The organism is Flavobacterium ammonificans (genome assembly GCF_020886115.1).
Lineage (GTDB): Bacteria > Bacteroidota > Bacteroidia > Flavobacteriales > Flavobacteriaceae > Flavobacterium > Flavobacterium ammonificans.
Window position 1 is genome coordinate 1821284 of sequence record NZ_AP025185.1, and the last position, 18186, is coordinate 1839469.

18 protein-coding genes are annotated in these 18186 nt (G+C 34.2%); 5 read left to right on the forward strand and 13 right to left on the reverse strand.

The annotated features are described in order from the left end of the window. Positions 1 to 89: 89 nt before the first annotated feature. The 4 genes from LPC20_RS08070 to LPC20_RS08085 form a co-directional block, all read right to left on the reverse strand. Positions 90 to 440: a hypothetical protein gene (locus tag LPC20_RS08070; protein ID WP_229324271.1), complete on the reverse strand. Its 351-nt coding sequence runs from the start codon at positions 438 to 440 to the stop codon at positions 90 to 92. Between the two features lie 93 nt (positions 441 to 533). Then, positions 534 to 947, reverse strand: coding sequence for a hypothetical protein (locus LPC20_RS08075; protein WP_229324273.1), 414 nt, complete (start codon positions 945 to 947; stop codon positions 534 to 536). Between the two features lie 386 nt (positions 948 to 1333). After that, on the reverse strand, positions 1334 to 1630 hold the full coding sequence (locus tag LPC20_RS08080; RefSeq protein ID WP_229324276.1) for a Bor family protein: 297 nt from the start codon (positions 1628 to 1630) through the stop codon (positions 1334 to 1336). 312 nt (positions 1631 to 1942) lie between these two features. After that, positions 1943 to 2713 carry a DUF2490 domain-containing protein gene (locus LPC20_RS08085; protein WP_229324277.1) on the reverse strand — a complete coding sequence of 257 codons (771 nt, stop codon included), beginning with the start codon at positions 2711 to 2713 and terminating at the stop codon, positions 1943 to 1945. A 260-nt stretch (positions 2714 to 2973) separates the two neighbouring features. Here LPC20_RS08085 and LPC20_RS08090 point away from each other — a divergent pair, with 260 nt between their 5' ends. The 4 genes from LPC20_RS08090 (at position 2974) to LPC20_RS08105 (ending at position 6919) form a co-directional block, all read left to right on the forward strand. Next, positions 2974 to 3972: a glycosyltransferase family 2 protein gene (locus tag LPC20_RS08090; RefSeq protein WP_229324279.1), complete on the forward strand. Its 999-nt coding sequence runs from the start codon at positions 2974 to 2976 to the stop codon at positions 3970 to 3972. A gap of 2 nt (positions 3973 to 3974) precedes the next feature. Next, positions 3975 to 4556, forward strand: a complete 582-nt coding sequence (gene coaE, locus LPC20_RS08095; RefSeq protein ID WP_229324281.1) for a dephospho-CoA kinase — start codon at positions 3975 to 3977, stop codon at positions 4554 to 4556. A 74-nt stretch (positions 4557 to 4630) separates the two neighbouring features. Next, positions 4631 to 6214: a sensor histidine kinase gene (locus LPC20_RS08100; RefSeq protein ID WP_229324283.1), complete on the forward strand. Its 1584-nt coding sequence runs from the start codon at positions 4631 to 4633 to the stop codon at positions 6212 to 6214. A 3-nt stretch (positions 6215 to 6217) separates the two neighbouring features. Beyond that, positions 6218 to 6919: a response regulator transcription factor gene (locus LPC20_RS08105; RefSeq protein WP_229324285.1), complete on the forward strand. Its 702-nt coding sequence runs from the start codon at positions 6218 to 6220 to the stop codon at positions 6917 to 6919. Between the two features lie 63 nt (positions 6920 to 6982). Here LPC20_RS08105 and argH read toward each other — a convergent pair whose 3' ends face one another. The 9 genes from argH to LPC20_RS08150 form a co-directional block, all read right to left on the reverse strand. Beyond that, on the reverse strand, positions 6983 to 8263 hold the full coding sequence (gene argH / locus LPC20_RS08110; RefSeq protein ID WP_229324287.1) for an argininosuccinate lyase: 1281 nt from the start codon (positions 8261 to 8263) through the stop codon (positions 6983 to 6985). An 11-nt stretch (positions 8264 to 8274) separates the two neighbouring features. Then, a complete protein-coding gene (locus tag LPC20_RS08115; RefSeq protein ID WP_229324289.1) occupies positions 8275 to 9345 on the reverse strand; it encodes a M20 family metallo-hydrolase in 1071 nt (356 codons plus the stop codon). Next, positions 9342 to 10127 (reverse strand): acetylglutamate kinase, encoded by a 786-nt coding sequence (gene argB, locus LPC20_RS08120; protein ID WP_229324291.1) that lies wholly within the window; start codon positions 10125 to 10127, stop codon positions 9342 to 9344. Before argB ends, LPC20_RS08115 begins: the two co-directional genes overlap by 4 nt. Then, positions 10117 to 11064, reverse strand: a complete 948-nt coding sequence (locus LPC20_RS08125) for an N-acetylornithine carbamoyltransferase (RefSeq protein WP_229324293.1) — start codon at positions 11062 to 11064, stop codon at positions 10117 to 10119. The genes argB and LPC20_RS08125 overlap by 11 nt, the downstream gene beginning before the upstream one ends. Positions 11065 to 11096: 32 nt before the next feature. Beyond that, complete coding sequence (locus LPC20_RS08130; protein ID WP_229324295.1) at positions 11097 to 12230, reverse strand: aspartate aminotransferase family protein; 1134 nt, start codon at positions 12228 to 12230, stop codon at positions 11097 to 11099. Between the two features lie 79 nt (positions 12231 to 12309). Beyond that, positions 12310 to 13287 (reverse strand): N-acetyl-gamma-glutamyl-phosphate reductase, encoded by a 978-nt coding sequence (gene argC / locus LPC20_RS08135; RefSeq protein ID WP_229324297.1) that lies wholly within the window; start codon positions 13285 to 13287, stop codon positions 12310 to 12312. Next, complete coding sequence (locus tag LPC20_RS08140) at positions 13280 to 14473, reverse strand: argininosuccinate synthase (protein ID WP_229324299.1); 1194 nt, start codon at positions 14471 to 14473, stop codon at positions 13280 to 13282. Before LPC20_RS08140 ends, argC begins: the two co-directional genes overlap by 8 nt. A 4-nt stretch (positions 14474 to 14477) precedes the next feature. Continuing rightward, positions 14478 to 15095, reverse strand: a complete 618-nt coding sequence (locus LPC20_RS08145; RefSeq protein ID WP_229324301.1) for a GNAT family N-acetyltransferase — start codon at positions 15093 to 15095, stop codon at positions 14478 to 14480. Positions 15096 to 15493: 398 nt separating this feature from the next. Beyond that, positions 15494 to 16678: a hypothetical protein gene (locus tag LPC20_RS08150; protein ID WP_229324303.1), complete on the reverse strand. Its 1185-nt coding sequence runs from the start codon at positions 16676 to 16678 to the stop codon at positions 15494 to 15496. A gap of 173 nt (positions 16679 to 16851) precedes the next feature. Between LPC20_RS08150 and glyA the strand changes: the two genes are divergently transcribed. Next, the gene (gene glyA, locus LPC20_RS08155; protein WP_229316595.1) at positions 16852 to 18126 is read left to right on the forward strand and encodes a serine hydroxymethyltransferase; all 1275 of its coding nucleotides are present in this window, start codon (positions 16852 to 16854) and stop codon (positions 18124 to 18126) included. Positions 18127 to 18186 lie beyond the last annotated feature (60 nt).

Sequence of the window (18186 nt, forward strand, 5' to 3'; positions counted from 1 at the left end):
TTACACTATTATATAAATGCACCCAATTGGGTGCATTTTTTTTTAAATTTTGAAGGGTTTCAAAACCCTTCGAGAGATTAGAATTGATTTTATTGAAAAGGTGTTTTATCAGCGGGTAAATCGAGTTCAGATAAAATGCGTTTCAGTTCCTCAAGGGAATCATCAGCTATGAGTTCGACTTGAATTTTGAGTTTTGTGCTTTCGGTAAAAACAATGTAATCCTCCGCAACGCTTTTGATTTCAATGATATTCTGAAGTTCAATATCTTTATGAAATGCCCAAAAGCTATATTTTCTGAGGGTTCCGTTTTTAATAACAATATAGTGCGTGATGATTTCAAAAAGAGCACTAATTAAATAAAGTATTCCTATGACAAAAAAACCAGATTTGATCCAGTAGATATGTTCGTTTGAGACTATTCGGTAAAGTCCAACTGCCACATATATAGTGCTAAATATTAGATTGTACACTATTCTTTTTTTCTTGAATTTGATTTTTATTATTGGGGGCGATTGGTTCAACTTGCAAATGGATTAGTTATAAAAAGGTGTTTTGTTAGCAGGTAAATCAAGCTCTTTTAATAAACTATGTAGGTGTAGGAGGGAGCTGGTGTCAATTAAATCGGTATCGATTTTAAATACTGTTTTATCTGTTTTAAGATAATAGGTGCCCTGTATCTCTTTTATAGCATATACTTCTTTTAAATTTATTTTTCTGTGAAAATGAAAAAGTCCGCTTCGTTGTAGGGTCCCATCTTTAATTATAATGTACTGGTATTTCATTTCGTAGAGAAACTTTGCTAAATAGGATATTCCTAGACCTAAAACGATATATTTTGTCCAACGGATTTTTTCTAATTCTAGAATGCTGTCTAATGCTATCCCAGTCCAAAATACTCCTAAGAGTAAATTATAAATGAATCTTTTTTTCTTGAATTTCAATTTCATAAATGAGATAGTTTTGGTTACACATTCATAGATTGCTAGTAAAAATTCGCTTTTAGAATTGATGTGCTTAGTATAGTTCTAGCAACATATTCTCTCAGCAGTTTATTTTGTTTGTTTTAATGCTATTTTCTTGTGGTTGATTCGATTCTCTTTAAGATTATTTTGACCTAGATTTAAATGCAATTGTCACAAATACTACCAACAAAAAAAGTTTTCCAACCAAGTAACCAAATCCATAATTTGTTAGTCTATTACTGTCAGTTGAAATGATTTTGAATGTATTTATGAGCAATATAACCGATACCACTGATGATAGGTAAAATATGATTTTTTTCATGTAGTATAAATAGAAAGGGTTTGTCAATTAGACAAACCCTTAATTACAATTACTTAGTTACAGTTGTAACGGTTGGTGTATAAATTCCAAAAGTTAAACCTGAAACTAAACCGTTTACAAAAGTTTGTCTTGTATGAACGGTATAATTTTCTGCACCGTCTGCCATTTGTTTTGAGTCAGAAACTCCAACAGGAGCTAGTCCATAAATCACATAATGATTCCATTTTGTAGTTTGACTATTCCCTTGTGCACCTTTACCAACTACACTTGTGTAAGAATAACAAGAAGTTAAAACCATTGATGCGCCAAATAGAACTGCCATCATTTTCATTGCTCTTTTAATCATTTTTAATTTATTTAAGTTAAACATTTATTTATAATACTCATATAGAGTGCTTTAGATCTATGTGTTTTTTGTAGAAATTATAGTATAGCATAATTCCTTTGAACTAATCAATAACAACGGCAAAGCCATTCCATTGCTAGACTAATCTATTTTACCTCTTTTGTGAAAATACAATGACAGAAAAGTCACTGTAGTGCAGTTGTGTATTGTGGGGAGTACAACTGCATTTATAATAAAAACGTAATCAAAAGTAATTCAATTATTTTAAATAAAAGCTATGTAGCGTAAGTTTTTTATGCTATTTTTTGAACACTACCTAGTCAAGTCAAAATTAAAGTTGGCACTCAACACCAGACCATTATTGTTTTGAATGATGTTTTTGCCATTAATTAAGCGCCCAAATTGAATTACTTGGTTTAGATAACCTGCTTCAAGTCGGAAGCCTTTATTAAAGCGATATCCTAAAGCTACACCTAATCGGTTTTGATCAAAAATATTCGCATTTACATTTTCTCCAAAACCAATAATGATTTCGTCATAAACAGCTATATAGGGCGTTTTATCTTTCATCTCTTTTCCTTTCAAAGGCATTTGAACCCGAATCATGTACCTCGCTCGGTTGGAAAAAGGGAATTCGTCTTCTGAAGTTAAATTAGCATTACTATAACGACCAATAAATCTTTGTTCAAGCATAAAACGATGAGAAATATCTACACTACCTTCTTTGTGCGAAAGTTGTAGCATTTCATAAGCACGATGTTCTGTAAAATCTTTACCCATACCGTTCAAAGGAACATCACCATAAGGATAGGTTTCTGCCATTGCATATCCTACACGAACTAAAACCCTTGGATTTACGGAGAAGTTTACACCCACACGTAAAAGTCCTTGTTGCCAATTGGTAATCAATTCTTCTCTACGAAATTGATATTCCGTATGAATACCCCATTTTTCAGACAGTTTGAAAGTTCCGAAATAGTTATACCATCCAATGGTGTTGTTATGATGTAATCTTGAATTTTGAGAGAAACTTAGGTTGGTAATAAAAACAACTAGTAGTGTAAAAATTAATTTTTTATTCATGGGATTCTTTAGCTTCAGTAGATTTATTTCTATAATTGGATATAAATTTGTTGGGATTAGTGCAGAAATAATGTCATGAATTCCCAATAAAAATAAGAGTTCAAAAATAGTCGAATTATTGAGTTTAATCCATTTTGAAATGATTTTTTTTAATTGGTTTACTACTTATTGTATCGACCCAACTATTTTTTGCTGCCAATTGCCTTTAAACACTATATTTGTACTACAATCCATTATGGAATCAACTTTTAACTTTGAATATGCATTTTTCTCTTATTATACCGGTATATAACCGTCCTGACGAAGTAGATGAGTTATTGGAAAGCTTGTCAAAAACAACTTATCAAAATGATTTTGAGATTGTTATAGTAGAAGATGGATCAACTATTCCTTGTGGTGAAGTGATTCAGAAATACCTAGCGCAGTTAAACATTTCCTATTTTTATAAAGAAAATTCAGGGCCTGGAGATTCTCGAAATTACGGAATGACAAAGGCGAGTGGGGATTATTTCATCATTTTTGATTCGGATTGTATTATTCCTGAACAGTATTTGAATGAAGTAGATAAGGCATTGAAGCAGGATTATGTGGATTGTTTTGGAGGACCAGACAAAGCTTTAGATAGTTTTTCAGACATTCAAAAAGCAATCAATTTTGCTATGACATCTTTCTTAACAACAGGAGGAATTCGAGGTGGTTCAGAGAAAATAGGAAAGTTCCAACCACGAAGTTTCAATATGGGATTGTCTCGAAAAGCGTTTGAAGCTTCCAAAGGTTTTGGTAATATTCACCCAGGTGAAGATCCAGATTTATCTATTCGTTTGTGGAATTTAGGTTTTGAAACTCGTTTGTTTTCAAAAGCGTTTGTGTACCATAAACGCCGAATTGATTGGGATAAATTCTCTGTTCAAGTAAGTAAGTTTGGTAAAGCCCGACCTATTTTGAACAGTTGGTATCCAAAACACAACAAGTTGACTTTTTTCTTTCCAACGGTTTTTATTTTAGGATTCTTTCTTTCGGTAGCCTTGTTGTTATTGACATTTGATCATTTATTACAATTGTATATGTTGTATTTTTTCATCTTGTTTGTAACTTCTACTATTCAAAATCGAAGCATTAAAATTGGCTATTTGTCTTTAATTGCTGTTTGGAAACAATTTTATGGCTATGGTTTGGGTTTTTTAGAATCGTATGTTAAAGTGATTATTTTGAAACAACAACCTGAAGTTGCTTTCCCAAAATTGTTTTTTAAAAAATAGTAATGGCAAAAATCATTGGAGTCACTGGCGGAATAGGAAGCGGTAAAACTACCCTAGTTCGGTATTTTGAATCCATAGGTATTCCTTTATTTATTGCTGATGATGAAGCTAAAAAGGTAACACAGTTGCCAGAAGTTTTGGATCAGATCAAATCTGTTTTTGGCGATATTGTTTTTGATAACAAGCAATTGAGTAGGCAAAAACTAGCGGCGATCGTTTTTACAGATGCAGAAAAGTTAGATCAATTAAACCGTATTATTCATCCTGCGGTGCGATCCCAGTTTCAACTTTGGCTTGACCAATACCAATCAGCACCTTTTGTGATTTATGAGGCAGCAATCTTATTTGAAAGCGGTAGTTACACTATTTGCGATTATACGATTACTATTACTGCCCCTTTAGAAGATAGAATTAACCGTGTGATGCTTAGAGATAATTGTACTCGTGAACAGGTTTTGCAACGCATCAGTGCACAATGGACTGATGAAGAGCGTATCGCTAAAAGTGATTTTGTTGTTGAAAATGCAGATACTGAAACTGCGAAACAACAAATAGATCATATTCTTAAAAGTTTATACAATTAGCAATATACATTAAAGATGTTAATGTTTGGTTAATGTATAATTAACTATATTGTTAAAATACTAATTTTGTTTTGATGAGTAAGTTGTTTTTTAGATTATTAGTTTTGTTAATGAGTCTTTCCCTAATTGGGATTATTCTCGTGCAAGTCTATTGGTTTAATACTTCGTTTGAAAATAATGAAGAACAATTTAAGTTTCATGTGAAGCAGGTTTTAGGTAATGTTGCCGAAAAATTGCAAAAGCAAGAAGCCTATAGTTTTTACGATAGATACAACAAGTTAAAAGACAGTACAGGTAAAATCCCACAGAAAGACGATTTACTTGAATTTACTTATGTACAAAAGAATTTGAAAACAAATAAAACTATTGTGTACTCCAATAGTATTATTGCTGAGGATTTTAATATTAGTTCTTCTCTCTTTGACAAGAAAACGGATAGTTCGAAGTTTAAAAATTTTAGTTCGAAGAGAATTACTGAAATTTATAACAATAAGCCGCTGGATAATGCAATGTTGGATCAAAGTTTGATTCCAGATGAACGCATTGAGAAATCAGGAAGTTTGGATGTTTTAGACAATGCACAATTTGAAATCTTTTATAAAGATATTGCTTCAGCTATGCCTTTAGAAGAGCGTGTTAGTATAGAAAATATTCAAAGTTTAATTAAGAGGGAGTTAGAAGAATACGGAGTAAAAATAAATTTTGAGTTTGGTGTATACAATAGTGGTGCTTCTACTAAAGTAGCGTCTGCTAATTTTAAATACAATCCAAAGAACAGTTATTCCATTCCAATTTTAACAGATAATGAGGAACATGAACAATATAAGTTGATGGTCAGTTTTCCTCAAAAGAAGCGATTCTTATTGTCTGAGTTGGTGAGTATTACTATTTTGTCGATTATATTTACACTCATTATTATCATTGCTTATTCAAGTGCTTTAAGTCAATTAATTCGACAACGTCAAATTTCTGAAATCAAGACGGATTTTATTAATAATATGACGCACGAGTTTAAAACACCAATAGCAACAATTAATTTAGCTTTGGACGCCATTAGGAATCCAAAAATAATTGATGACAAAGAGAAGGTATTGCGTTATTTAGCTATGATTCGCGACGAAAATAAGCGCATGCATGCTCAAGTGGAAAATGTTTTGCGAATTTCTAAATTAGAGAAAAAAGAATTAGAGATAGAAAAGGAATCGATTCCTATTGAAGATGTAATTAACGATGCAATAGAGCATGTTAGTCTAATTTTAGAGGATCGTAATGGTACCATTAAAACGCATTTTAATGCTACCCGAACTTCTGTTTTAGTGAACGATAATCATTTTACAAATGTTATCGTGAATATTTTAGAGAACGCTGTAAAGTATTCTCCTAATCCGCCAGAGATTGATGTTTACACAGAAAACATTAAAGATATGGTATTGATTAAAGTTCAAGATAAAGGATTGGGAATGAGTAAGATTGCTCAAAAACGAATTTTTGAGAAGTTTTACAGAGAACATACAGGTGATATTCATAATGTAAAAGGACATGGCTTAGGATTAGCTTATGTTAAGAAAATAGTTGACGACCATAATGGTCAAGTTTACGTAGAAAGTGAAAAAGGAAAAGGAAGTACCTTTACCATAAAATTACCATTAATCAATTAAATTATGGAAAATAATAAGAAAATCCTACTGGTTGAAGATGATCTTAACTTTGGAGCAGTATTAAAAGATTATTTAATACTAAATGACTTTGATGTTGTTTTGGCCAAAAATGGTATGGAAGGCTTTGAGAAATTTAAGAAGGAAAATTATGACTTATGCATTTTAGATGTCATGATGCCTTATAAAGATGGATATACATTAGCTAAAGAAATTAGAGAGAAAAATGCCGAAGTGCCTATTATCTTTTTGACTGCTAAATCCATGAAGGAGGATGTATTGAAAGGATACAAAGCGGGTGCAGATGATTATTTGAACAAGCCATTTGATTCAGAGGTTTTGTTAATGAAAATCAAAGCAATTATTCAGAGAAAATCATCTGATGTGAAAACTGAGCAAGTACAGTTTGAGTTTAACATTGGTAAATTTCACCTAAATTCTAAGTTGCGTTTCTTGACCTTTGAAAATGATGCGCCTATTAAATTATCACCTAAGGAGAATGAATTACTAAGAATGTTAATTCTTCATGAAAATGATTTAATGCCAAGAGAATTGGCTTTAACTAAAATTTGGAGAGATGATAATTATTTTACTTCTCGTAGTATGGATGTGTATATTGCCAAACTAAGAAAGTATTTAAAATCAGATGAGAATGTTGAAATTTTGAATATTCACGGAGAAGGTTTCCGACTGGTTGTAAAAAAATAAGATGTATAAAAACATAAAAAAAGCTCCAAGAAATTGGAGCTTTTTTTTATGCAACTATTTGAATTAAAAGGATTGCATCATTTTATCTTTTATAGCATCCAAACATAAGTTGTTGATACTTCCTTCATGAGTGTGTTTGGTAGCTTTAGGCGATTGAAAACTTCCGTTTTCTAATTGCTCTGCCACGGCTTTATAAGCATCTCTGAACGGAATTCCTGCCACTACCATTTCATTTAAGGAATCCACCGTAAATAAATAGTCGTATTTTTTATCGTCTAAAATATGTTCTTTTACTGTAATGTCTTTGATAGCGAAAATTGCAATATCCAAACAGGCTTTTAAATTTTGAATGGCAGGAAATAATCCTTCTTTCAATAATTGTAAATCTCTATGATAACCGCTTGGCAAATTATTGGTTATCAAAGTGATTTCATAAGGTAGGGCTTGTATTTTGTTGCATTTTCCACGAATCAACTCAAATACATCTGGATTTTTCTTGTGAGGCATAATGCTAGAACCCGTTGTAAGATGAGACGGCAAACTGATGAAATCAAAATTCTGACTCATATACAAACACACATCCATAGAAAATTTGGACAAAGTGGCTGCTACGCTACTCATTGCAAAAGCGACTGTTTTCTCCGCTTTTCCGCGACTCATTTGAGCAGCTACCGCATTGAATTTTAAGGTTTCAAATTGCAATTCCTGAGTAGTAAATGTACGGTTAATAGGGAAGGAGCTTCCATAACCTGCAGCAGAACCCAATGGGTTTTGATCTACTACTTTTAGAGCGGCATTCAGCATTGTAATATCGTCAATCAAACTTTCAGCATAAGCCGAAAACCACATTCCAAAAGATGAGGGCATAGCAATTTGTAAATGCGTATATCCAGGTAATAAAACGTTTTGATGTTTCTCCGCCGATTCCATCAATACATCAAAAAGCACCTTTACTTGTTCTTTCAATTCTTTGACTACGTCTTTTAAATACAAATGGACGTCAACTAAAACTTGGTCATTTCGAGAACGTGCTGTGTGGATTTTCTTGCCAGCATCACCTAATTTGACAGTTAATAGGTATTCGATTTTGGAATGCACATCTTCAAAACTATCTTCAATTTCAAAATTTCCGGCTTCGACTTCTTTAATGATTTCCTCCAATGCCAAAACCAAAGAATTGGTTTCTTCGGCAGTCAATAAACCAATTTGACCTAACATCTTCGCATGAGCAATAGAGCCTAGCGCATCGTATTTGGCTAAAACTAAATCTAATTCTCTGTCGTTTCCAACAGTGAAATGTTCGATTTGTTTGTCGGTGGCAATTCCTTTTTCCCAGAGTTTCATAGGCGTATTTTTTATTGCTTGAAAAAGTCAGTTAGTATTTTGATATACAACTGAATTCCTTCTTCTATTTCGTTAATAAATATAAATTCGTCAGCCGAGTGGGAGCGAAGCGTTTCTCCTGGACCCAATTTTAAGGATTGACAACTCAATACTGACTGATCTGAAAGGGTTGGCGAACCATAAGTAGTTCTTCCCAGAGCAATTCCAGCTTGAACTAAACCATGTTCCAACGGAATAGAAGAAGCGTTTAAATTCATTGAACGCGGATTAACTTCTGCTTGAACATGAGTTTTTACTATTTCTAAAATTTCGACATTGCTATAGCAATCATTCACTCGAATATCGATAACCAAATGACATTCGGCAGGAACTACATTGTGTTGTTTTCCAGCATTCACTTGGGTTACGGTCATTTTTACAGGCCCTAGAACCTCAGAGATTTTTTCAAACTGATAGGTTTTGAACCAATCAATTATAGGCATTGCTTTGTAAATTGGGTTGTCATTGTTTTGGTGCGCCGCATGACTGGCTGTTCCTTTGACGATAACATCCAATACTAATAAACCTTTTTCGGCTATTGCCAATTGCATTAAAGTAGGCTCACCGACAATGGCACAATCCAATTCGGGTAAATGTTGTAAAACACTGTTCAATCCATTTTTGCCGCTGCTTTCTTCTTCTGCTGACGCAACGATAACTATATTATAAGGTAAATTTTCTTGTCCATAAAAATGAACAAATGTTGCTAGAAGCGAAACCAAGCAACCTCCTGCATCATTACTTCCTAGACCAAATAACTTACCGTCTTTTACAATGGCTTCAAAAGGATCGTTCGTATAGCCTTGATTAGGCTTTACTGTATCGTGATGCGAATTCAATAAAAGTGTTGGTTTGCTTTCGTCAAAATGTTGGTTGAAAGCCCAAATATTGTTATTCTCTCTTTGAAAAGGAACTCCATTTTGAGTAAACCAATTCTCTATTAATAAAGCGGTTTGATTTTCTTCACTAGAAAAGGAAGGCGTTTCAATTAGCGCTTTTAACAAGTCAATAGCTTCTTGTGTAAGTATTTCTATAGTCTTCATAAAGTAATTGTCGTATAAGTCGCCCTTTTGTTTTGTAACATGCGATGGTGTCCAATTCGGATTTGTTGTACCCCTTTGGATAAGCTGTTGAAACAGTTGTCTAATTTCGGAATCATACCGGAATGAATCGCTTGTTCCGCTTTTAATTTGGAATACAAATCGGGATGGATTGCTTCAATAACCGAATTATCGTCTTCAGCATCAAACAAAACACCTGGTTTTTCAAAGCAATACGTTAGTGTTACATCATATATTGCAGACAAAGCAATGGCTAATTCGCTTGCAATGGTATCGGCATTCGTGTTTATTAGTTGTCCTTTTCCATCGTGCGTAATAGCGCAAAAAACGGGTGTAATGCCATTATCAAGTAAACTAGCTAATAAGTTGGTATTTACTTTTTTTACATCGCCTACAAAACCATAATCGATAGTAGCATGATTTCGTTTATCGGATAGAATTAAATTGCCATCAGCACCTGAAAATCCCATTGCATTCAATCCATTAGCTTGTAATCTCGCCACTATTTCTTTGTTGATTTGCCCAGCATAAACTCCTACCACCACTTCTAGCATTGGTGCATCGGTGATGCGACGGCCTTCAATCATTTGAGGAACTAATCCCATGTTTTGCGCTAATTTAGTTGCTAATTTTCCACCTCCGTGCACTAAAATAGTTTTGCCTTCCAAAGCTGCAAAATCAGCTAAAAACGATGCTAATTCGGTAGGATTATCAATGATATTTCCACCAATTTTTATAATGGATACGGATTGTCTATTTTCCATCTTTTAAAATTTTTTGCAAAACCAATTGTGCTGCATAGGTTCTGTTATTAGCTTGTTCAATCACAATTGAATTTGCGCTGTCAATCACTTCGTCTGCTACAATTACATTACGTCTTACAGGCAAACAGTGCATGAATTTAGCAGTATTAGTCAATTTCATTTTTTCAGCGGTAACCGTCCAGTTCGGGTCTGTATTGGTTACTTTTCCGTATTCCTTATAATTACTCCAGTTTTTGGTATAAATGAAATCGGCATTCTCAAACGCTTTGTTTTGGTCGTACTCAATTTTAGAATCCTTTGTAATCTCAGGATTTAATTCATATCCTTCCGGATGCGTGATAACAAAATCAGCATCTTGTAATTGCATCATTTGCACAAATGAATTGGCAACAGCCTGTGGCAGTGCTTTAGGATGTGGCGCCCAAGATAAAACTACTTTTGGACGGTGAACTGTTTTGTGTTCTTCCATCGTGATAGCATCTGCCAACGCTTGTAAGGGGTGTCCCGTAGCACTTTCCATATTCACAATGGGGACTGTAGCGTATTTTAAAAATCCTGACAATACAGTTTCGGCATTGTCTTTTTCTTTGTCTTTCAGCTCAGCAAAAGCTCTAATGGCAATGATATCACAATATTGAGATACCACTTGAGCTGCTTCTTTGATGTGTTCGGATGCTCCTTGATCCATGATGGCTCCATCTTCAAATTCGAGTGTCCAACCTTCATTGGTAAAGTTCATCACCATCACATTCATTCCTAAATTCAAAGCCGCCTTTTGCGTACTCAAACGCGTTCGTAAACTAGGATTGAAAAACAACATTCCTAAGGTTTTATTTTCGCCTAAGGCTTTGTTTTGCAATGGATTTTTTTTGATTGCAATAGCTTCATTTACCCATTCTTGAAGCGAATCTATTCCTTGTATAGTAGTATAATTCATTTTATTTGTTGATTAATGCGGCAACGAATTGGCTATATTTCTTTTAAGCTTTCTTTTAAAGCAATAATTAAAGTATCGATACCTTTCTTATTGATTGTCAATGGAGGAAGTATTCGTAATAGATTTTTGTTATTGGCATTTCCAGTGAAGATATGCTTGTCAATAATCATTTTTTTACGCAGCTCATTGATTTCAAAATCAAATTCTACACCAAGCATTAAACCTTTTCCTTTTACCTTTTTTACTTCTGGAATTTGTTGAATGACTTCTAAGAAATAGGCGTATATCTCATTTGCATTGTCCATTAAATTTTCCTCTTTAATGACATCCAAAACAGCAATTCCTGCGGCACAAGCCAAATGACTTCCGCCAAAAGTAGTTCCTAGTAAACCATAACTCGCTTTGAATTTGGGTGAAATTAAAATACCGCCAATAGGGAAACCGTTGCCCATTCCTTTGGCCAAACAAATGATATCAGCTTTGATGTTGTGGTGTTGGTGTGCAAAGAATTTCCCTGTTCTCCCATAACCGGATTGTACTTCGTCTAAAATAAAGACAACGTCGTATTTTGCGCAAACTTTTTCTAAATCTTGAAAGAATTCGGTAGTTCCCTCGTCCAAACCGCCCACACCTTGAATTCCTTCAATGATAACAGTACAAACGTCTCCTTTTTGAAGTTCAGCTTCGACCAATTCAATTTGGTTCAAAGGCAAAAAGGTAACCACTTGCTGTGCATTCAAAGGCGCTACAATCTTTTTGTTATCAGTTACGGCAACCGCTGCTGATGTTCTTCCGTGGAAGGAATTGTCAAAAGCAATCACACGCGATTTGTTGTTATGGAAAGAAGCTAATTTTAGTGCGTTCTCATTGGCCTCAGCCCCAGAACTGCATAAAAACAAACTGTAATCGTCATAACCAGATAATTTTCCAAGCTTTTCGGCTAATTCTACTTGCAATGGATTCTGAATAGCATTCGAGTAAAACCCAATGGCATCCAGTTGTTCTTTCAATTTTGACACATAATAGGGGTGAGTGTGACCAATCGAAATTACACCGTGACCACTGTATAAATCTAAGTATTCTACACCCTTATTGTCTGTAATAGTGCAATCCACAGCTTTTACAGGGGTGATATTATATAAAGGATAAACGTCAAATAAGTTCATTTTTTTAAAGTTTAAAGTTTGAAGTTTCAGGTTTCAGGTTTCGAGTGAACTTTAAACCTTAAACTTGAAACAATTTTATTTAGAATCCACAAGGCTTTAAATGCAATCCTGTGGTTTCTTCTAAGCCAAATAACAAGTTCATATTTTGAACGGCTTGTCCTGAGGCGCCCTTGGTTAAATTGTCAATTACTGACGTAATCAAAAGCCGGTTTCCTTTTTTCATTAAACTGATGATGCATTTGTTGGTTTGCACTACCTGCTTCATATTGATATTCGTAGTAGTCACCGTTACAAAGGGTTGTTCAGCATAAAAAGCTTCGAATTTTGCTACGATATCTTCTAAACTTTCTTCTATTGTAGTGTATAAAGTGGCAAAAATTCCTCTTGCGAAATCCCCTCTATTAGGAACAAATAGCAATTCGTTTGGATATCCCGCTTGTAATTGCTGAATGCTTTGATTGATTTCTCCCAAATGTTGGTGTTCAAAGGCTTTGTAATGCGACATATTATTGTTTCTCCAACTGAAATGTGTCGTTTCTGAAGGACTAACTCCAGCTCCTGTACTTCCAGTGGTAGCATTGATATGTACGTCATCGTTTAACAATCCACTTTTTGCCAATGGCAATAAAGCCAATTGAATCGCCGTAGCAAAACAACCCGGATTGGCAATATAATTAGCGGATTGAATTGCTGTTTTGTTCAACTCTGGCAAACCGTAAACAAATTGCTTTCCGTCGAATTCAGCGTCTTTTGTCAATCTAAAATCGTTTCCTAAGTCAATGATTTTAGTGTGATTTGAAAATTGGTTTTGTTCTAAAAACGCTTTTGATTTACCATGCCCTAAACACAAGAAAACCACATTGACGTTAGGATTTACTTGGTCGGTGAAATTCATTTCAATATCGCCCATCAAATCGTGATGTGCTATAGATAAGGGTTTGCCAGCATTAGTCGTGCTGTAAACAAAATCTAGGGTCGCATTGGGATGAAACATCAAAATTCTGATGAGTTCGCCCGCTGTGTATCCAGAACCTCCAATTATTCCAACTTTAATCATAACTCAATTGGTTTACAGATGAAAATATATTTTGTGCATTTCCTAAAATCTTAATGAATCCTTTGGCATCATCGGATGTCCAAGCATTGTTCATTTCGCCATATTGTCCAAATCCAGTATTCATCAAATCGTTTTTAGATTCAATTCCGTCCAATGAAAAGTGGTACGGTTTCAAAGTTACCGTTACCGTTCCGTTGACAGTTTTTTGAGTGTCTTCTAAGAAGGTTTCGATATTACGCATGACTGGATCTAGAAATTGTCCTTCGTGGAATAGCATACCATACCAGTTGCCCAATTGTTCTTTCCAATATTGTTGCCATTTTCCTAAAGTATGTTTCTCCAGTAAATGGTGTGCTTTGATGATAATTAATGGTGCAGCGGCTTCAAATCCCACTCTTCCTTTGATTCCAATAATAGTATCACCCACGTGAATATCTCTGCCAATTGCATAGACATTTGCCAATTTTTCTAAAATCACAATGTTGTTTGGAGGCGTGTCTTTTTTACCATTTACAGCAACCAATTGCCCTTCATGAAATTCTAAAGATACTTTTTCTTCGCCTTGTTTTTGCAATTGAGAAGGGTAGGCTTCACTTGGTAATGCTTGGTGTGAAGTTAATGTCTCTTTTCCGCCTACACTAGTTCCCCAAAGTCCTTTATTGATCGAATATTGTGCTTTTTCCCAAGAATAGTGTACGCCGTTTTTAGCCAAATAATCGACTTCTTCCTGACGTGATAATTTTAAATCACGAATAGGAGTGATAATCTCAATTTCAGGAGCGATGGTTTGGAAAATCAAATCAAAACGAATTTGGTCGTTTCCAGCACCCGTACTTCCGTGAGCAATAGCGCTTGCGCCAACTGACGTTGCATATTTAATCGCTTCAATAGCTTGAAAAACACGTTCTGCACTTACAGAAAGTGGGTAGGTGTTGTTTTTCAATACGTTGCCATAAATCAAATATTTAATGGCTTTATCGTAGTATTTGTCCAGAATAGTAAGATTTGCGTGTTGCGCACTTCCTAATTCATAGGCTCTCTCTTCGATAGCTTTCAATTCTGCTTCGTCAAAACCACCTGTATTGATTAATACAGTATGCACTTCATATCCTTTTTCATTTTTTAAATATTTCAGGCAATATGAGGTATCTAATCCTCCGCTATAGGCTAATACAACTTTTTTCATAGTTTTATTTTTTTAAGAATAAGGCTTCTTTTATTTTCTTTAATCTATTGAGAACTTTTAGGTTAAATGGATGTTTAGGTGGAATTTTTTGTTTCTCTTTTGGATCGTACAACATTCCAGTGCACAGGCACATTTTATTGTCTTTACTCTTTAATATTTCATAATTAGTACAGGTTTTACATCCTTTCCAAAAGCTTGGATCAGTTGTTAACTCTGAAAATGGAACAGGTTTGTATCCTAAATCAGAATTAATTTTCATTACGGGTAAACCAGTAGTGATTCCAAAGACTTTGGCATTAGGGTATTTTCTGAGTGAGTAATCAAAAACTTTGGATTTGATTTTTTTGGCAAGGCCTAAATTTCTGTATTTAGGATGAACAATTAAACCAGAATGCGCTACAAACTTGGCGTGCTCCCAACTTTCGATATAACAAAAACCTGCAAATTCGTTATTGACCAAAGCAATGATAGCATCTTTGGATTGCATTTTTTGTAAAATATAGTCGGGTGTTCTTTTGGCTATTCCAGTACCTCTTAATTTAGCAGAAATTTCAATTGTATTGCAAATTGTTTCAGCGTATTGATAATGCTCTTCTTGGGTTACAACTATTTTGATATCCATTTTAAGCGTTTGAATTAAAATTTAATGATTGATATTTATTTGTTTTGAATGCAACTGATCAATAAAATAGACTACCCAAAAGGGAAACAATTGTTGCAAAAAGATAATTCTTAGTGATTTAGAATTAGTAATAACTAACTCCAAATGAATTGGTAAAATTTTCAAAATAAAAAAAGGATTGTATGAATAAATAATTTATTTCTGAGGAAACTATGATTATAGTGTCCGTACCTCGGGAGAGGCAGAAAATAAAATTGTCCGTGACAATGAAGTAGTATGTAGACTCTTGTTATTCATTTGAAATGCAATAGTACTACTTTTTTACGATTAAACGTAACACTTTTAAATATCTAACATATTTATAAGCCTTTGTTATGATTTAAATAGATCACTTGAAATTATTTATCAAAATTATTTCGAGATAAAATGGATTTAAGTTTTTGTTTTAAATCTTCTCCTGTATCATAAATCATTTGTTCATTTGTAGGGAAGGGAATGCTTCTTTTATCAAAAACGGAGTAGTAATTATCTTCTGCAGCTCTTCGATCTCCTTTATAATTGGCATAAACATGTTCAAAAATAAATTCGCTACGCAACGGAAAACTTTGCAACAATTCATTCGTTTTCCAATTCGAATATTCTACTTTCGCCTCAATCTGACAGGATTTGAATTGTCTAAATTCATTAATTCGTACCGTAATGTCTTTTAAATTATCTACAAAAACTACTTTTCCTTTTTCGTCTATAACCTCTTTTCCATTCGCGTCAATCAATTTCTTTTGACCGTCTTTGATTCTACGTTCTTTGATGAATTCTCTTTCTTTGATTTGCTCTGGCGAAATGATCACATCTCTAAAACGAATAGAAATTCCATAATCATAGGTAATGCCATTTTGTTCCAGATTGTGGTATACAGTCCATTTGTCGTTTAACCCATAAGTGTTGAAATCCAATAGATCGCTTTGCAATCGTTCGGGAATAATCATATTGGTTTCATTTTTAGTGCTAACTACAACATAATCTGAGCCTTTGAATTTAGCTTCATTTAGGAGTTCGTTGACCTCTTTAAAATTAGGATTGATTCGATTTAGATAGGATAAGTCATCAAACGCTTTGCGATAATCCTTTTTGATATTTTTCTTAAGTAACGCTTTCGCATTATCTAACAAATAATTTGAAAGTGCATTTTTAGTACCTACTAATTTTTCATTGTAATTGTCAAATTGGAATACCGCCTCTCGGTTTTGGTTGATTATTTGAAGTGGAAGCAAAGGTTTTATCTTTTCCTGGCGATTGTTTAACCCAACATATATTTCATATAAGCGTTCTATTTGTGTTGGGTTGGCTTCTTTTTCGAGTAGTGAAATGGAATTTAAATCTCTTTCTTTAGCTTTAGCAAAAGCTTCTTCCAAAAGCAAAACGTATTCTTGCTTACTCTTCTTATCTTTATTTGATGCTAAACTTGAAACGGCTATTGTGATGGCATTATCATAGTCGCCAGAATAGACTAATTTTTGGGTGTGTTTGACAGCGCAATTACTAACTAGTAAACTGATGATGAGTATGGTAATAATTTTTTTCATTGGGCTTGGTTTAAATTTGGGATACTTTATTATTTCGAAAACGATACTAGCGAATGGCAAGATGTCTTTTGTTAATTAGTTTGTTAAAAAGTACTCTGCCAAATATAGACTTACCACATTATTTAGACAAGCTTTTTTTGTAATTTTGCAGTTCAATAACAAAAACTACACACATGCAACGCGACGAACAAATTTTTGACCTTATTTTAGAAGAACAAGAAAGACAAATTCACGGAATAGAACTAATTGCATCAGAAAACTTTGTAAGTGACGAAGTAATGGAAGCTGCAGGTTCTGTTTTAACCAATAAATATGCTGAAGGATACCCTGGAAAAAGATACTACGGCGGTTGTGAAGTAGTGGATGTTGTAGAACAAATTGCTATTGATAGAGCTAAAGAATTATTTGGAGCTGAATATGCTAACGTGCAACCTCACTCTGGATCTCAAGCCAATACTGCGGTATACCACGCTTGTATCAAACCAGGCGATACTATTTTAGGATTTGATTTGGCACACGGTGGTCACTTGACTCACGGTTCGCCAGTAAACTTCTCTGGACGTTTGTATAACCCTGTTTTTTACGGTGTTGACAAGGAAACAGGACGATTGGATTACGATAAAATTCAAGAAATTGCGACTCAATCACAACCGAAATTAATTATCGCTGGAGCTTCGGCTTACTCTCGTGATATGGATTTTGCTCGTTTCAGACAAATTGCAGATAGCGTTGGTGCTATTTTATTAGCTGATATTTCGCATCCTGCAGGTTTGATTGCCAAAGGATTGATGAACGATCCATTGCCTCACTGTCATATTGTTACCACAACAACTCACAAAACACTGCGTGGACCACGTGGTGGATTGATCTTAATGGGTAAAGATTTTGAAAACCCATTTGGACTAACTACTCCAAAAGGAGAAATCAGAATGATGTCTAATTTATTAGACTTGGCTGTTTTTCCAGGAAATCAAGGTGGACCATTAATGCACATCATCGCTGCTAAAGCGGTTGCTTTTGGTGAAGCATTACAAGATGAGTTTTTTACATATGCGATGCAATTGCAAAAAAATGCGAAAGCAATGGCTGACGCTTTTGTGAAAAGAGGATACGAAATCATTTCTGGTGGTACAGATAATCACATGATGTTGATTGATTTAAGAAACAAAAATATTTCAGGTAAAGACGCTGAAAATGCGTTGGTAAAAGCCGAAATTACTGTAAATAAAAACATGGTTCCATTTGATGACAAATCGCCATTTGTTACTTCAGGAATTCGTGTTGGAACTGCTGCTATCACTACTCGTGGTTTAGTAGAAGAAGATATGGAAACTATTGTAGCACTTATTGATAAAGTCTTGATGAATCATACTGACGAAGATGTGATCGAAGAAGTTGCTGCTGAAGTAAATGAAATGATGAGCGAAAGAGCCATCTTCGTTTTCTAAATTTATTACATTCAAAAAAATGAGGTTTTGTATTTACTAAACGTATTTGCAGAACCTTAT